The organism is Aeromonas sp. R2-1, assembly GCF_040908425.1.
Taxonomy (GTDB): Bacteria; Pseudomonadota; Gammaproteobacteria; order Enterobacterales; family Aeromonadaceae; genus Aeromonas; species Aeromonas caviae.
The window spans coordinates 36,679-51,858 of record NZ_JBFODR010000017.1; the positions used below are offsets into that span (position 1 = coordinate 36,679).

15 protein-coding genes are annotated in these 15,180 nt (G+C 64.1%); 8 read left to right on the top strand and 7 right to left on the bottom strand.

The features are described from left to right. The first annotated feature begins 31 nt into the window (after nucleotides 1-31). The gene (locus tag AB5Y80_RS04170) at nucleotides 32-574 is read left to right on the top strand and encodes a hypothetical protein (protein ID WP_324045378.1); all 543 of its coding nucleotides are present in this window, start codon (nucleotides 32-34) and stop codon (nucleotides 572-574) included. Between the two features lie 73 nt (nucleotides 575-647). Here the strand turns inward: AB5Y80_RS04170 and rimI are convergent, their stop codons facing one another. Both rimI and AB5Y80_RS04180 read right to left on the bottom strand, forming a co-directional pair. Continuing rightward, the gene (gene rimI / locus AB5Y80_RS04175; RefSeq protein WP_029313700.1) at nucleotides 648-1,097 is read right to left on the bottom strand and encodes a ribosomal protein S18-alanine N-acetyltransferase; all 450 of its coding nucleotides are present in this window, start codon (nucleotides 1,095-1,097) and stop codon (nucleotides 648-650) included. Nucleotides 1,098-1,171: 74 nt separating this feature from the next. After that, the gene (locus AB5Y80_RS04180) at nucleotides 1,172-1,609 is read right to left on the bottom strand and encodes a hypothetical protein (protein WP_081332050.1); all 438 of its coding nucleotides are present in this window, start codon (nucleotides 1,607-1,609) and stop codon (nucleotides 1,172-1,174) included. Nucleotides 1,610-1,824: 215 nt separating this feature from the next. On the opposite strand from AB5Y80_RS04180, the gene AB5Y80_RS04185 reads away from it, so the two are divergent. Beyond that, complete coding sequence (locus AB5Y80_RS04185; protein WP_324050401.1) at nucleotides 1,825-3,438, top strand: ATPase RavA domain-containing protein; 1,614 nt, start codon at nucleotides 1,825-1,827, stop codon at nucleotides 3,436-3,438. A 95-nt stretch (nucleotides 3,439-3,533) separates the two neighbouring features. Next, complete coding sequence (gene viaA, locus AB5Y80_RS04190; protein ID WP_368172547.1) at nucleotides 3,534-4,988, top strand: ATPase RavA stimulator ViaA; 1,455 nt, start codon at nucleotides 3,534-3,536, stop codon at nucleotides 4,986-4,988. A gap of 12 nt (nucleotides 4,989-5,000) precedes the next feature. On the opposite strand, the gene AB5Y80_RS04195 is transcribed toward viaA, so the two are convergent. After that, nucleotides 5,001-6,005 carry a sensor domain-containing diguanylate cyclase gene (locus AB5Y80_RS04195; protein WP_010672915.1) on the bottom strand — a complete coding sequence of 335 codons (1,005 nt, stop codon included), beginning with the start codon at nucleotides 6,003-6,005 and terminating at the stop codon, nucleotides 5,001-5,003. A gap of 195 nt (nucleotides 6,006-6,200) precedes the next feature. Between AB5Y80_RS04195 and AB5Y80_RS04200 the strand changes: the two genes are divergently transcribed. The 4 genes from AB5Y80_RS04200 (at nucleotide 6,201) to AB5Y80_RS04215 (ending at nucleotide 10,933) form a co-directional block, all read left to right on the top strand. Further along, nucleotides 6,201-8,069, top strand: a complete 1,869-nt coding sequence (locus tag AB5Y80_RS04200; protein WP_324050405.1) for a diguanylate cyclase — start codon at nucleotides 6,201-6,203, stop codon at nucleotides 8,067-8,069. Nucleotides 8,070-8,313: 244 nt separating this feature from the next. Next, complete coding sequence (gene prfC / locus AB5Y80_RS04205) at nucleotides 8,314-9,903, top strand: peptide chain release factor 3 (RefSeq protein WP_171865578.1); 1,590 nt, start codon at nucleotides 8,314-8,316, stop codon at nucleotides 9,901-9,903. A gap of 168 nt (nucleotides 9,904-10,071) precedes the next feature. Beyond that, nucleotides 10,072-10,410, top strand: coding sequence for a nuclear transport factor 2 family protein (locus AB5Y80_RS04210; RefSeq protein WP_171865568.1), 339 nt, complete (start codon nucleotides 10,072-10,074; stop codon nucleotides 10,408-10,410). 73 nt (nucleotides 10,411-10,483) lie between these two features. Continuing rightward, entirely contained in the window at nucleotides 10,484-10,933 is a 450-nt protein-coding gene (locus AB5Y80_RS04215; protein WP_216944689.1) for an N-acetyltransferase, read from the top strand. Between the two features lie 179 nt (nucleotides 10,934-11,112). Here the strand turns inward: AB5Y80_RS04215 and AB5Y80_RS04220 are convergent, their stop codons facing one another. From AB5Y80_RS04220 to AB5Y80_RS04230, 3 genes are all read right to left on the bottom strand, one after another. Then, nucleotides 11,113-11,574, bottom strand: coding sequence for an acyltransferase (locus tag AB5Y80_RS04220; RefSeq protein WP_039039413.1), 462 nt, complete (start codon nucleotides 11,572-11,574; stop codon nucleotides 11,113-11,115). Then, complete coding sequence (locus AB5Y80_RS04225; protein ID WP_214003440.1) at nucleotides 11,571-12,497, bottom strand: bifunctional helix-turn-helix transcriptional regulator/GNAT family N-acetyltransferase; 927 nt, start codon at nucleotides 12,495-12,497, stop codon at nucleotides 11,571-11,573. Before AB5Y80_RS04225 ends, AB5Y80_RS04220 begins: the two co-directional genes overlap by 4 nt. A gap of 192 nt (nucleotides 12,498-12,689) precedes the next feature. Continuing rightward, entirely contained in the window at nucleotides 12,690-13,727 is a 1,038-nt protein-coding gene (locus AB5Y80_RS04230; protein ID WP_324050408.1) for an alkene reductase, read from the bottom strand. Between the two features lie 167 nt (nucleotides 13,728-13,894). On the opposite strand from AB5Y80_RS04230, the gene AB5Y80_RS04235 reads away from it, so the two are divergent. Beyond that, nucleotides 13,895-14,461: a TetR/AcrR family transcriptional regulator gene (locus tag AB5Y80_RS04235; protein WP_010672924.1), complete on the top strand. Its 567-nt coding sequence runs from the start codon at nucleotides 13,895-13,897 to the stop codon at nucleotides 14,459-14,461. A 210-nt stretch (nucleotides 14,462-14,671) separates the two neighbouring features. Here the strand turns inward: AB5Y80_RS04235 and AB5Y80_RS04240 are convergent, their stop codons facing one another. Continuing rightward, nucleotides 14,672-15,007 carry an endonuclease domain-containing protein gene (locus AB5Y80_RS04240; protein WP_323951464.1) on the bottom strand — a complete coding sequence of 112 codons (336 nt, stop codon included), beginning with the start codon at nucleotides 15,005-15,007 and terminating at the stop codon, nucleotides 14,672-14,674. Between the last annotated feature and the right edge of the window lie 173 nt (nucleotides 15,008-15,180).

The window sequence follows — 15,180 nt, forward strand, 5'->3', positions numbered from 1 at the left end:
CAGGGATCGGATTCATTCAGGGAGTTGCACCATGAATATCGGGATCAAGAGCTTGTTCACCGGCGTGTTGCTGCTGTTGGCGGGGGCAGGCGCCCTCTGGTATTTGCTGGGGGGGGCGGGGGGGCAGGAGAATCCCTGGCTGAGCGGCGCCGAGGGCTATGAGCAGGCGCAGCGGCTGGCGCTGAGGGAAGGATACCCCTTGCTCTACGTGATCGAGCGCGCCAAGTGCCGACGCTGCAAGGCGCTGAATACCAGGCTGTGGCGTGCCCCCGAGATGCAATCCGCCTTGGCGGGGCTGGTGAAGGTGCGACTCAACCCGGATGCGGGGGATGGCAGCGAGCACATTCTGCGCCGCTTCCCCCAGGTTGCGACGGCCCCTGGCATCTATGTCCAGCGACCGGGTGAGCCGCTTCGCCCCATCAAGATCGCGGTGGATATCGAACAGATCTGGATGCCCGGCGTCACCTATGGTCGCGGCTTCTTCATGCCCCTCTCGGGAGCCGCCTTCGAGGCCGTGCTGAGGGTGACCCTGAGCCTGGAAGACCCCTCCATCGACAACGCGCCCCTGCCCTGAGGGAGAAGCGAAGCGGGGGAGTCAGGGAGGCCAGAGAGGGTGTTGCCCGCTGACGGCGGTCTGCAGCGGGTTGTCAGCCGAAGTCGAACAGACGGGACATCAGCACGGCATCCTCCCTCTCCTGCCCGGTGCCATAGTAGTCGGCGCGGCGGCAATACTCGGCAAACCCCTCGCTCTCGTAGAGGTTGATGGCGGTGCGGTTGCCGGCCCTGACCTCCAGGAACCAGGCCTCGGCCTTGCCGGCCTTGCTGCGGGCCAGGTACTCCCTGAGCAGCGCCCGCCCCAGCCCCTTGCCCTGAAAGTCGGGGTGTACGCAGATGTTCATCAGGGAGCTGTCTCCCGCCACCAGATCCGAGATGTAGAAACCGGCCGGTCGTCCGTCCACCAGCATCAGGCCGTTGAGATAGCGCGGCCCGAAGCAGGAGAGCAGGTTGGCCTGGCTCCAGGGCTCCTGGTGGGCGGCCTGCTCGATGGGGTAGATGGCTTCGAAGTCCGATTCGAGCAGGGGGCGAAAATGGGGCAAGAGGTCAGACATGGTCACTCCGGACGGGATTCAGGCTTGCGATGGACACCATGGCCGTGCCATGGTCGTGAGCATCAAGGGGTGTGGCGCTGCCGGCACTGCTGCCAGAGGGCGCGCTTGTGCGCCCCATCGGGCTTGAGCGGGCAGACCAGGGCATCGGGCCAGCGAGGGTCCGGCGCCGTCAGCCAGAGCAGGGGCAAAGCGCCCCCTGCTGGCAGGGAAGGCATCTCGGACAGCAGGGAGACCTCGTCTGTGCCAAGGCCGAGCCAGCGGCAGATGTCCCCGAGCAGGGAGGGTGCGGGCAGCGTCTCTGCCAGCAGCCAGAGCTTGCCGGTCGGCAGAGGGGCAGTCTCCTGCGGGGCCAGCGCCTCGTCGGCGGGCGTGTTTGCCGGCTGCGCGGCGCCGTCGGGGCTGGTGCCTCCCGCCAGGAGTCGGCCTCTCTGTTGCCAGAGGGGGATGCCCATGCGGGCCAGGATGCGCTGGCGCAGCGGGTCCAGCAGGGGATCTTGCATGGCGAAGGCTCACTCTTGATCTGCGTTGGGGTAAATAATGATGCGCAGAGTACACTCTCGCGGGATTTGCTGCACCCCGGACGTGCGCTTTTCGCCCTGTGGCGATGGCAAACGAGCGCCCCCCGGGGGCAGAGATGACAGACAATGAGAGTGGGGCGGGACCAGAGGCCGGACCCCGTCACCACGGATGACCTATCAGCTTCGGAACTGTGCCTATGCCGCCTTTAGCCCAGAATACTGTTCGTGCCACCCCCATTCATGAGCGCCTGCCACGGCTCCTTTCCGCCCTTGGTGAGGGACTGTATGAGCGCCAGGATGCCCTGCGGCTCGGCCTGCTGGCGGCCCTGAGTGGCGAGAGCGTCTTTCTGCTGGGCCCCCCGGGCATCGCCAAGAGCCTGATCGCGCGGCGCCTCAAGCTGGCGTTTCAGGATGCCCGCCATTTCGAATACCTGATGACCCGTTTCAGTACGCCGGAGGAGGTGTTCGGCCCCCTCTCTATCCAGGCGCTCAAGGAGGATGGCAAGTACCTGCGGTTGACCAGCGGCTACCTGCCGGAGGCCGAAGTGGTCTTCCTCGACGAGATCTGGAAGGCGGGCCCCGCCATCCTCAACACCCTGCTCACCGCCATCAACGAGCGGCAGTTTCGCAACGGCGACAGCCAGCACCCCATTCCCATGCGGCTGCTGGTCACCGCCTCGAACGAGCTGCCAGCCCCGGACAGCGGGCTGGAGGCGCTCTACGATCGCATGCTGGTGCGGGTCTGGATGGACAGGGTGCAGGAGAAATCCAACTTCCAGGCCATGCTGGCGAGCGATGGCCAATCCCATCAGAACCTGACCCCCTCGGTGCAGATTCGGGGGGAGGAGTACGACGCCTGGCAGGATGCCATCGAGCAGGTACGCCTGCCGGACGCCTGTTTCGAACTCATCTACCAGCTGCGCCAGCAGCTCGACAGCCAGCTCGGGCACGGCTGCTATGTCTCGGATCGGCGCTGGAAGAAGGCGGTGCGGCTCATCAAGGCGAGCGCCTTCTTCAATGGCCGCGACGAGGTGGCGCCCCTGGATCTGCTGCTGTTCAAGGATTGCCTCTGGCACGACGAGGCTTCCCGCACCGCGCTGCTGGAGATGATCGGCGAGTTTTCCCGCCTCTACGGCTACCAGCAACTGGCGCTGACCCGGGAGCTGCTCTCCCTGCGCGAGCAGTTCAAGCAGTTGCAGGGGGCGGTCGCCTTGCGCATCGGCTGCAAGGCGGTCAAGCGCAAGCAGTGGTTCGGCCGCCGCGCCCGCGGCACCGAACTGCCGCTGGCCAACGCCAGGCCGTTCGGCAAGCTGGTGCACTTCCAGCTGCTCACCCCGGCGCCCCTGGATGGCAGCGATCCCGAGCGCCTCACCGCCACCCTCACCTTTGATCGCACCCTGCTCTCTCACTGGCACCCCACCGGGGAGGCGCTGGTGGGCTGGCCCCTCGGCAACCCCAAGGAGGGGCACTACGAGCTGGTGCTGGACGAGCAGATGCGGCTGCACGTGCTGGATATCCAGCGCCAGCCCGTGCCCCTGATGCTGGTGGAGCGCACCCCCATCCCCGAGGTGGTGATGGCCCCCTGGCTGTCGGCCCTGGACGACCTGACGGGCCAGGTGAACCGGGTGCTGCAAAACCTCAAGGGTCAGCGCAACCTGTTCGACCGTCACCAGCCCCATCTGTTTGTGGGGGACAACTGGTTGCGTCAGGTGGAGGACAGCTTCTTCGTGCTGAGCCGGGACCTGGAGCGGCTGGGGGCCGAGCTGCAGCAGTGGCGGGATCGTCTGCCTCTTCTCGATGCACAGGGGTGACGTCGCGCCTGACGTGGGATTGGTGAAATAAACAGGATGAAAAACATGTTTCGTCAGCATGATACTCCATCACATCTCAACATCCGGGGTGGCCCATGCTAGAGATCGGCATGATGGACCTGGGGCTGCTCATGGGGGAGGGGGAGCTGGCGGGGGAGATGGCGCTGCTGCTTGCCTCCACCCCCAAGATCTCCGAGTTCCTCAAGCGCTCACCCCTGCAGGGGAAGCTGCTCAGAAAGCGCATCCAGACCTGGAGCGAACAGCTTGGGGAGGAGATGCGCCACAAGCCGGTGCCGGTGGCCCTCGAGCGGGAATACCTGCTCTATCAGGCCCACCGGCAACTGCCCCTGCCGGAGCTGGTGGGGCGCCTGCCCGCCTTGCTGGAAGCCCTTGAGCAGCACAGCCCTTTTGCGGGGGATGCCCGCAGCCTGGTGCGCCAGATAGTGGCCCAGCCCACCGAGGGGCTGCGCCAGCTCTTCATCGAGAAGTGGCGCGCCAGCCTGGTGGGCAGCCTGTTGCAGTTGCAGCAGCAGATAGCGGAGGCGGAGCGGGAGAAGCAGCGCCAGGAGATAGAGGATCAACTGCTGGCCAACCGGACCCTGGCCGATGCCCTGGATCCGCACCAGATCTCCGCCGGGGGGCTCTGGGATCTGGCCCAGGGGAGCTGGCACAAGCGCAGCCTGGCGCTGGTGAAGCAGTACGCCCGCATGTTGCAGCAGGAGCCTCTGCTCGCGGAGATCGCCGCCCTGCTTGGGCGCAGCGAGCGGGAGCGGCGCAGCGAGGACAGGACGCTGCCGCCGGTGCCTGTGCACGAGCTGGAGGAGGTGCAAAGTGACGATGTGCCCGACGATCTGGTGGGGGTGCACCCGGCCAGCGATCTGATGCGCCTCCTGCCGAGCGAGGCGGTGATGCTGGCGCTGCCGGAGCTGGAGCTGGAGTTCTATCGCCGTTATCTGGAGCGGCGCCTGCTGAGCTACCAGTCGCGGGGCACCCTGCCGCGCCAGCGTCTGATGCTGCGCTCCCCCGAGCAGGGAGGGCAGGAGGTGCAGCCGCGGGGCCCCTTCATCGTCTGCGTCGATACGTCAGGTTCCATGGGGGGCTATCCGGAGGAGTGTGCCAAGGCGCTGTTTCTCGCCCTGCTCAAAGGGGCGATGGAGGAAAAGCGGGGCTGCTATCTGATGCTCTTCTCCACCGAGGTGGCGACCCTGGAGATCACCGCCGACACCGGGCTTGAGAAGGCGGAGCGCTTTCTCTCCATGAGTTTTCACGGGGGGACCGATGTGGTGCCCTGCCTGGAGCAGGCCCTGACCCAGCTTGAACAACCCGCCTTTGCCAAGGCCGACGTGCTGGTCATCTCCGACTTCATCGCCCAGAACCTGCCCCACCCCCTGCTCGAGCGGATGAACCGGCGACGGGCGCAGCAGACACGCTTCCATGCGGTCGCCATGTCCCGTCACGCCAAGGCGGCCATTTTGCGGGTGTTCGACAACAGCTGGCTGCTCGATTGCGGCCTGCGTGGACGCCTGCTGCGGCGCTGGCAGCGCCATTGAGGGCACTCAGGCTCAGAGAGTGGGCCTGTGGTAGAGGCCCCGTTCGTTGACCTGCTCCTGATCCAGCAGCGGCTGACCGCTTGGCTGGGCAATATAAAAACCCCGCTTGCCGCTGCGCTTGACCCTGTACATGGCCTGATCCGCTCGGGCCAGCGCCGCGCCGAAATCATCCTGGGGCCGGATGGCCGCAATCCCCATGCTCAGCCCCACCGAGGCGTCCCCGTTGGGCAGCTCGAAGGGGGTGGCGATGGCATCGATGCACTGGCGGGCGAGGTGGCTGGTGCGGGGATCGTCGCACGCCCAGGGCAGCAGCAGCACGAACTCGTCCCCGCCGATGCGCCCCAGCCGTACCTCCTCGCCGCAGCAGTGGCGAAGGCGCTGGGCGAGGGAGACCAGCAGTTCGTCACCTGCCCGGTGGCCCAGGTTGTCGTTCACCAGCTTGAAGTCATCGAGATCGATGAAGCAGATGGCCTGGTACTCCCCGGGAAAGTGGCGGTGCAGCGCGGTGCGGTTGAACAGGCCGGTGAGGGGATCCCGGTGGGCAAGCTGGGCGAGCTGCTGCTCGTACTCCTTCTCGTGGGTGATGTCGATGTGGGTGCCCATCACCCGGACGGGGTTCCCCTGATCATCCCGCTCCACCACCCGGCCCCGGTCCAGCACCCAGGTGGTCTTGCCATCCTTGCCGATCATGCGGTGCATCGCCTGATAAAACGGGCTCTTGCCCTCCAGATGGTCGAAGAAGGCCTGCAGCACCTGCTCCCTGTCCTCCGGGTGCAGGTGGGCGCGCCAGACATCGAAGTGGGCCGACAGCTCCTTGGGCTGGTAACCGAGCATGGAGCCCCAGCGCCGGTTGAAGATGATGAGTTTGCCGGTGGGCACATGGTTCTGCCAGATGCACAGGCCGGTGCCGTCCATGGCGGCGTCCAGCTTTTCCCGCGCGTCATCCGCGATGCGTTTGAGACGCTCGTTCTCCAGCAACAACCTGTCGTAAGCCTCCCTCAGCTCCTCGTAGGTCATTCCTCATCCCTTCCCCTGTTCGAAAGCATATATAGTCGATGCACTCTCTCCTTCTGTAAAGAAGGGGATAGGGGAGGCTCTCGTCCGATATGAGGCGTTTTCCCACCCTCTGACGGCTGTGCGCCCAGAGTCTGTGGGGATATGATGACAGCGATGAGCGCGGCGTCCGGCCGGTGAAGAGGAGAAAAAGTCCGCATGAAGATCCTGATGGGATGTGGCCTGTTGCTGTGGCTGGGGGTTGCCCTGGCCCAGGCGGCGCCACTGGCCGGGCACGAGTTGCAGCTGGCATTGCAGCAGCTGGAAGAGTCGGCGATGCCGGTGCAGGTGTTTCGCGAGCGCGTCGCCGCCCTAGTTGCCGGACAGGCACACTATCCGCCCGAGGTGCAGGGCCGCCTTGCCCGGCTGCAGTGCTGGGCCCAGCCGGGTGAACGGGACGAGGAGTTTCGCCGCGCGGTGGCGTTTGCCGAGCAGGGGCTGGCACAGGCCCGTGCCCGCAAGGACAGGGTCACCGAGGTGGGGTTGCTCGCCTGCCGCGGGTATCACCGGCAACTGCTCGGCAGCATGGCCGGGGCCGGGGAGGATTACGACGCCGCCCTGACCCTGGCCCGTCGGCTCGGGGATGAGCGCCAGCGTGCCGACATCCTGAGCCTGCGGGGGGAGATGTACTCCTACCAGGGGGAGCTGGCGGAGGGGCTGATGGATCTCATCGATGCCCACCAGCGCTACGAGGCGCTCGGGCTGGAGGCCAAGGGGCGCGAGGTGCTTGCCAATATTGCCAATGCCTATCGCAGGATGGGGCTCTATGAGCGGGCCGAGAGCTACTTCAACGAGCTGGAGCATGACTACCGGCAGCTCGGGGACGAGGAGCACCTGGTGGACATTCACAGCCAGCAGGGACTCCTCTACATCGACACCGAAGAGTACGACAAGGCGCTGCCCCTGATGGTGGAAGCGGAGATCTATTATCTGGGGTTAAACCAGGAAGGGATCCTGGCCTGGAGCCGGATCGAGATAGCCACCATCCTGCTTAAACAGGGCAAGCCGGACCAGGCCATGACCAAGCTCGATCAGGCGGCAGCCTCCCTTCATCAGGGGGAGGGGGCGGACAGCGTCACCCTGGGCCACTGGCACCTCGTCATGGCCGACGTCCTCGAGGCCCTGAACCGACCCGGCGAGGCGCTGCGGCACCTGGACGAGGCCGAGCCCATCTTTACCCGGGAGCAGAACCTGCGCTTCCTCGCCCGGGTGCATGAGACACGGGCCCGGGTGCTGGAGCGTCAGGGGCATATCCAGTCGGCCCTCACCAGCCTCAAGACCTATGTCGAGACCCGCCAGGCCCTCGAGCTGAGATTGCGGGAACAGCGCTCCTTGCAGATGCGTTTCGAGTTCGATCTCGCCCGCAAGGAGCTGGAAAACCAGACCCTCAGGTCCCAGCAGCAGTTGCAGGCGGAGAAACTCAAGCAGTTGCAGGAGCGGCGCTACTGGCAATACCTGGTGGTGGCCCTGCTGCTGGTGGTGATGGGTACCCTGGTGGTGCACCAGCGCGGGCGCACCCGCAAGATGCAGCGTCTCGCCATGACGGATGAACTGACCGGCATCCACAACCGGCGCCAGATCCAGGCCAAGGGGCGCAAATGGTTCACCCAGGCGCGGGAGGAGGGCAACCCCCTGTGCGTGCTGCTGCTGGATGTGGATCACTTCAAGAAGGTGAACGACCAGCTGGGCCACCACGTGGGTGACAGTGTGCTTACCGCCGTGGCCCAGTGCATCGAGGAGCAGTTGCGCAGCCTCGACAGGGTGGGGCGCAACGGCGGCGAGGAGTTTCTGGTGCTGCTGCCGGATACCCTCCTGAACGAGGCCGTCGAGGTGGCGGAGCGGATCCGCCAGGCCGTCGCCCGTCTCGAGATTGAGGGGGTGCCTGCGGATCACCCCATCCGCATCAGCATCGGCTGCGCCCAGTACAAACCCGAGGATGACAACCTGGGCGAGCTGGTGCGCCGGGCCGACGAGGCCATGTACGAGGCCAAGCTGGCGGGGCGCAACCGGGTGATGACGGCCCGGTGAGGCCGACCCCGGGCCCCCGTGATAGCGGGCTGGGTATTTTTCACTCGCGCGGGTATAATGCCGCGCAATTTTGCTTTGATCCGGGGCCAGACCCATGTAATGCAACGCGCTTCTCCTGTCTCCACCGGCGGTCACTGACCCGCCCGCGTGGTGTCGTTGTCTGCATGGGCGCCCTGATTCCAAGGTGCTGTCCCGCATTTTTCCCACGGTGGCTCCAGGCCGCCGCTCAATAGAAGAACGTCGAATTATGTCAGCTGAATTTCTGAGTGAAGTCTCCAAGAGACGCACTTTTGCGATCATCTCGCACCCGGATGCGGGTAAAACCACCATCACCGAAAAGGTCCTGCTGTTCGGACAGGCCATTCAGCGCGCCGGTACCGTCAAGGGGCGTGGCTCGGGCCAGCACGCCAAATCCGACTGGATGGAGATGGAGAAGCAGCGCGGTATCTCCATCACCACTTCCGTGATGCAGTTCCCCTACGCCGACTGCCTGGTCAACCTGCTCGACACCCCGGGTCACGAGGACTTCTCCGAAGATACCTACCGTACCCTCACGGCGGTCGACTGCTGCCTGATGGTCATCGACGCCGCCAAGGGTGTTGAAGACCGGACCCGCAAGCTGATGGAAGTGACCCGGTTGCGGGATACCCCCATCCTCACCTTCATGAACAAGCTGGACCGCGAAGTGCGCGACCCGATGGAGGTGATGGACGAGGTGGAGCGCGAGCTCAACATCATGTGCGCCCCCATCACCTGGCCCATCGGCTGCGGCAAGTCCTTCAAGGGGGTCTATCACCTCTACAAGGACGAGACCTATCTGTATCAGAGCGGTCAGGGCCACACCATCCAGGAGAAGCGGGTGGTCAAGGGGTTGAACAACCCCGAGCTGGATGCCGCCATCGGCGACGATCTGGCGGCCCAATTGCGTGGCGAGCTGGAGCTGGTGCAGGGCGCCTCTCCCGAGTTCGATCACGATGCCTTCATCGCCGGCGAGATGACCCCGGTCTTCTTCGGGACCGCCCTTGGCAACTTCGGTGTCGACCACATGCTGGACGGCCTGACCGACTGGGCGCCAGCCCCCATGCCGCGCAAGGCCGAGAGCCGCGAAGTGGTGGCGACTGAGGAGAAGTTCTCCGGTTTCGTGTTCAAGATCCAGGCGAACATGGACCCGAAACACCGCGACCGTATCGCCTTTATGCGTATCGTGTCAGGTACTTACAGCAAGGGCATGAAGATGCGCCACGTGCGCATCGGCAAGGACGTGAACATCTCCGACGCCGTCACCTTCATGGCCGGTGACCGTGAACAGGCGGTCGAGGCCTGTGCCGGCGACATCATCGGTCTGCACAACCACGGCACCATCCAGATCGGCGACACCTTCACCCAGGGGGAGGATCTCAAGTTCACCGGCATCCCGAACTTCGCGCCGGAACTGTTCCGCCGCATCCGCCTGCGTGACCCCCTCAAGCAGAAGCAACTGCTCAAGGGGTTGGTGCAGCTCTCCGAAGAGGGGGCGGTGCAGGTGTTCCGTCCGCTCATCAGCAACGATCTCATCGTTGGTGCGGTCGGTGTGCTGCAGTTCGACGTGGTGGTCTCGCGCCTCAAGAGCGAGTACAACGTCGAGGCCATCTACGAGGCGGTCAACGTCGCCACCGCCCGCTGGGTGGAAGGGACCGACGTCAAGAAGTTCGAGGAGTTCAAGCGCAAGAACGAGGTCAACCTGGCCCTCGATGGCGGTGACAACCTCACCTACATCGCGCCGACCATGGTCAACCTGCGCCTGGCACAGGAGCGTCACCCTGACGTACAGTTCCGCCAGACCCGCGAACACTGATCACCCCGCCCGCGCACAGCGGGTGGCTGATGACCAGAAAGACCCCGCTTCGGCGGGGTTTTTTGTTATGGGGCGTGTCATTGGAAGGGGCGGCGATCCCCATCCGGGGCTTGATGGGTGAATAAAAATCAAGGATAAGTGATTTAAATTTCACGCATGGAGAGAGACATGTCCGTCACCCAACCCGTAGAGGCGCAGTTTGCCGCCTACAATGCCCACGATCTCGACGCCTTCGTGGCCTGCTTTGCCCCGGATTTCAAAGGCTATCGCATGCCGACCGAGACGCCGAGCACAGTCGGCAAGGGGGCGCTGCGAACCTTCTATGCACAGCACAGATTCAACAACCCGCTGCTCAAGGCCGAGCTGCTGTCACGCACCGTCTTGGGCAACAAGGTGTTTGATCACGAGAAGATCCATGGCCTCTCCCCCGAGCCCATCGAGAGCGTGGCGGTGTTCGAGGTGAAGGAGGGTCTTATCCAGACCGCCTGGTTCTATTTCCCCTCTTAAACCCGACACTGTATTTGCCATACGGCCCCATCCTATTGCACCGCTGTGCAGGGAAGGGTGACAAGGAGATGCCATGCAGATATTCCAGGCCACGTTGGCCCACATTGAAGAAACCAGCCGTCTGTTTGATGCCTATCGGCAGTTTTATGGGCAAGCGCCGGACAGTGATGAGGCAACCCGATTCATCGGAGAACGCCTTCAGGGGGCGGATTCAGTTATCTTTCTGGCACGCAACGAGGCGGGAGAGTGGGCAGGCTTTGTCCAGTTGTATCCGGCATTCTCTTCCGTCGCGATGAAGAGGATGTGGTACCTCAATGATCTTTATGTCGTCGAGTCAGCTCGCCAGCAGGGTGTGGCAAGAGCGCTGCTGAAACGGGTGGCCAGCTTTGCCAGGGAGACAGATGCCCTGACCGTCAAACTGGCGACGGCTGTCTCCAATCAACCTGCAAAATTACTTTATGAATCAGAGGGGTATCAAAAGGTAATCGCCTTTGATCACTATACCCAGCGGGTTGGAGCCTGACAGGCGTTATGTGTCACTGTCCATGAGATGGATGGCAATCGCTCTTCTGGGGAGGCGCGGTGTCAGCCAGGGGCCGTGATACGGGGTAAACGGGCTCGCGGGGTATCGACAGATTGCCTGTCCGGCCCCCTTCTATCCTTGCGGGAGAAGGGGGGGGAGGGGGGAATTGGCGCTTCTGGCTAGAAAGTTCGCAGCAATCTGGCGGGGTTGCCGGCATAGGTGCCAGGGACAGTGATGTCCCGGGTCACCACTGCGCCGGCACCGATGACGGCTCCCTGGCATATCCGTACCGGCAAAATGGTGGCGTTTGAACCGATGGATACCCCATCCCCGATGTGGGTTCGGCCCCAACTGGCGGGATCCGGGTCGGGGGCGCCGCTTTGAAAGAGGTCATTGGCAAACATGACGCCGTGACCGATAAAACAGCGCTCACCTATGGTCACATGCTCACAGATAAAGCTGTGGGACTGGATGCGGGTTGCGCGACCTATGGAGACGTTCGACTGTATCTCCACGAAGGGGCCGACAAAGACATCGTCAGCCAGGGTACAGCCGTAGAGATTGACAGGCTCAACCAGCTTCACCCTTTCACCGAAGCTGACATCTCGTATGCCGACAGAGAGTCGGGTTGGTTCACTCATCTCCCCTCCTTCCCGTCGAGCGCCAGTACCATGCAGATCTCGCAGGCGTCGTGGCCTGTGCAGCCAAGGGGCCCCGGCAGGTGTTCGAAGCCCAGGGATTCATAGAGGGCGGTGGCTTCCCGCAGCACGGCGGTGGTCTCCAGATAGCAGCGCTGGTAACCCAGGGCGCGAGCCTCGGCCAGCGCCTGCAACACCAGCCTCCGTCCCAGCCCCAGCCCTCGCAGGGCGGGCAGGAAGTACATCTTCTGCAGCTCGCACACATCCGCTGCCCCCGCCAGCGGCGCTATGCCACCCCCGCCGAGAATTGTGCCGTCCGGTCCCTCAATCACCCAGTAGCGGCTGCGCTCCCCCTGATAGGTCTCGTGGAGAAAATCGAGGTTGGGATCCGCCACCCCGTACCCCTTGTCGGCGGTGAGGCCGTATTCGGCGGAGACGGCGCGCACCACGGCGGCGATCCGGGGATTGTCGGCCGGGGTGATGGGGCGGATGACGAACCCCTGCTGGCGGCGGGCGCGGGAGAGGGCGCTGCGATAGAGCCGCATGCCCTCCCAGATCTGCTCGCACTCGGCGGGGGAGAGTTGGGCCAGGGCCCCCGCCATGGTCTCGTCCATCTGCCGGTGCAGCTCCTCAAGCTGTGCCTTGCCCGGCTCGGTGAGGCTCGCCTCCTTGCTGCGCCCGTCCGAGGGGTGGGGTTGCCAGGCGATCAGCTCCCGCTCGGCGAGGCGGGCCAGGGGGCGGCTGGCGTTGGACTTGTCGATGCGAAGGCGCTCGGCAAGCTGCTGGTTGGTGGCGGGACCGTTCTCCAGCTCGATGAGCAGGTGGGCCTCCAGGGGGCTCAGGGCCAGCGAGCCGCACTGCTGGGAGAGCATGCCGAGTTCGCGTACCAGTTCCCTCGACAGGGCGCGCAGGGGGCGGGGATCCATGGGGTTGTCTCCTTGTGATGGTATTTGGTTGTTATGCGCAACCAATACCATCATTTGGTTGTTGATGACAACTATTTGCGTGAAAAAGGGCGAAAGGCAGGCAGAAAAAAGGGCCCGGGAGAGGGCCCAAACATTGGAAACCCGCGCGGGGGCGCGGATCCCATCCTTGGTCAGGCAAGGCGCCGGCGAGGGTTAGACCAGTTCCGCCAGCATGGTGTCGGCATAGGGGGTCAGCGCCTCTCCCTGCTTCACCTTGGCGAGGTAGTCCGGGTTGGCGATGAGGGGGCGACCGATGGCGACGAGGTCGAAGCGGTCCGCCTCGATGGCCTCGAGCGCGGTCTCGGCGCTGTAGTTGCCGACCCCCACCAGGTGGCCGTCGTAGCGGGCACGCAGGTAGTCGGAGGCGCGGCCGTCCAGGTAGTCGAAGGTGAGGCTGTCATCGAAGATACCCAGGTGCAGATAGGCCAGGTTGCGCTGGTTCAGCTCGGCCAGCAGGTGGTCGAACACGGCGCGATCCCGGGCATCCCCTTCCAGGTGCACATAGGCGCCGGGGGAGAGACGAAGGCCGGTGCGATCCCCGCCGATGCGGGCGGCGATGGCATCCACTACCTCGAGGGCGAAGCGGCTCATGTTCTCGGGGCTGCCGCCGTAGTTGTCGGTGCGCAGGTTGCTGGCGTGGTGCAGGAACTGATCGATGAGGTAGCCGTTGGCACCGTGGATCTCCACCCCGTCAAAGCCCGCCTCGATGGCGTTGGCGGCGGCCTGGGCGTAATCCTCGACCAGTTGGGCGATTTCGCGCTCGGTCAGGGCGCGCGGCACTTGATAGACCAGCTCACGCATGCGCGGCACCGTGCCCTCATGGGCGACGGCGGAGGGGGCCAGCACTTCGGCGTGGTGGAAGAAGGGGTGGGAGAGACGGCCCACGTGCCACAGCTGGGCGAAGATCTTGCCGCCGTTGGCATGCACGGCGCCGGTCACTTTCTTCCAGCCGGCGATCTGTTCGGCGCTGTAGAGCCCCGGGGTATTGGGGTAGCCCTGCCCGTCCGGACGGATGATGGTGGCTTCGGAGATGATGAGGCCGATGTCGGCGCGGCGGCCGTAGTAGGCGGCCATCTGTTCGGTGGGCACCAGACCCGGGCCAGCCATGCAGCGGGTGAGGGGGGCCATCATGAAACGGTTCGCGAGGGTGAGGGTGTCGTTGAGGCGATAGGGCTGAAACAGGGTATTCATGATCGTCTGTCCTGAGGGAGTGATTCTTGAACGGGCATTCAAGACGTTTTTTGGTTTGTGTGCAAGTATTTTTTGAGCAAGCATTCAACATGGATTGACGGGGGAGGCTGGGGTAAACTTGCCGCCCTGTTTTTTCCGTCCCGCGGGACCTTGCCACCGGAGACCCCATGCGCAGCGCCGAATACGATCGGGATGCCGTCTTGCGAAACGCCATGGAAGCCTTTCGCGCCAAAGGCTATGCCAAGACCACCATGCAGGAGCTGGTGGCCGCAACCGGCCTGCACCCGGGCAGCCTCTATGCCGCTTTTGGCAACAAGCGCGGCCTGCTGCTGGCGGCGGTCGATCACTATGTGGCAGAGAAGGGGGCCCTGCGCCGCCGCTGCCTGGCACAGCCCAGCCCGCTGGCGGGGCTGCACGCCTTCCTCGAGCAGGTGGTGGACGATGCCCTGCAGGGCTCCTGCCTGCTGACCCGCACCCTGATGGAGCTGGCGGAGCAGGACGAGGAGTTGCACCTTCGCTTCAAGGCCATCTACGGCGAGCTGGAACAGGATCTGGCCGGGCAGCTGGCCCTGGCAAAGGCGCAGGGAGAGCTGGCAAAAGAGGGGGACATCCCCACCCTGACCGCCTTCTTGCAGGTCCATATCCAGGGACTGGTCACCTTCGCCCAGTGTCACCCCGACCGCCCTCTGCTGGCCGGTGTCGTTGCCCGGATGATGAGCGCCCTGCGGGCGTGATGCGCCGCCCATAAACAACCATGGCTCCTGCGGGAGCCATGGTTGTTTATGGGGAGGTCACTCGCCGCCGAGTTGATTGCTCCCTTCTCCCCTTGCGGGAGCCATGGTTGTTTCTGGGGATGCCACACGCCGCCGGGTTGTTTGCTCCCTTCTCCCACTTATTTACAAAAGAATGGGAGAAGGGCTGGGGATGAGGGGGAGGGCTCGTGCTCAGCGCAAAGAGAGCAAAAGAAGTTCCAGTACGGCCTCCATTCGACTCAATACATCGTTATTCCACACCCGGATCACCCGAAAGCCCTGCTGATTGAGGTAGGCCGTTCTTGCGCCATCATGTTGCCGTCCGGCCGGTTCGTTGTGCTGTGACCCGTCTACCTCGATGATCAGCCTCTGCTCAAGAGAGATGAAATCGACAATGTAGGGCCCGATGGGTATCTGGCGACGGAATTTCACCCCAGCCAGGCGGCGGTCGCGCAATTGCAGCCACAGTTTCTGTTCGGCAAGGGTGGCTTCGCGCCTCATGCGCCTGGCAAACGGATGGGTTCTCATGGTGCTTATCAAGAGCTGTTTGAACCTATTAGATATAGCCATTCCCCGGTCTGGTGACTGAGTGGGTGGCGTCCCCTCACCCTGGCCCTCTCCCAGAGAGAGGGGACAGATCGAGTGACAGTTGTCATTTTGTTGGTCATCTCGGGGCCATCGTGGTGTGACATTGAACTGTG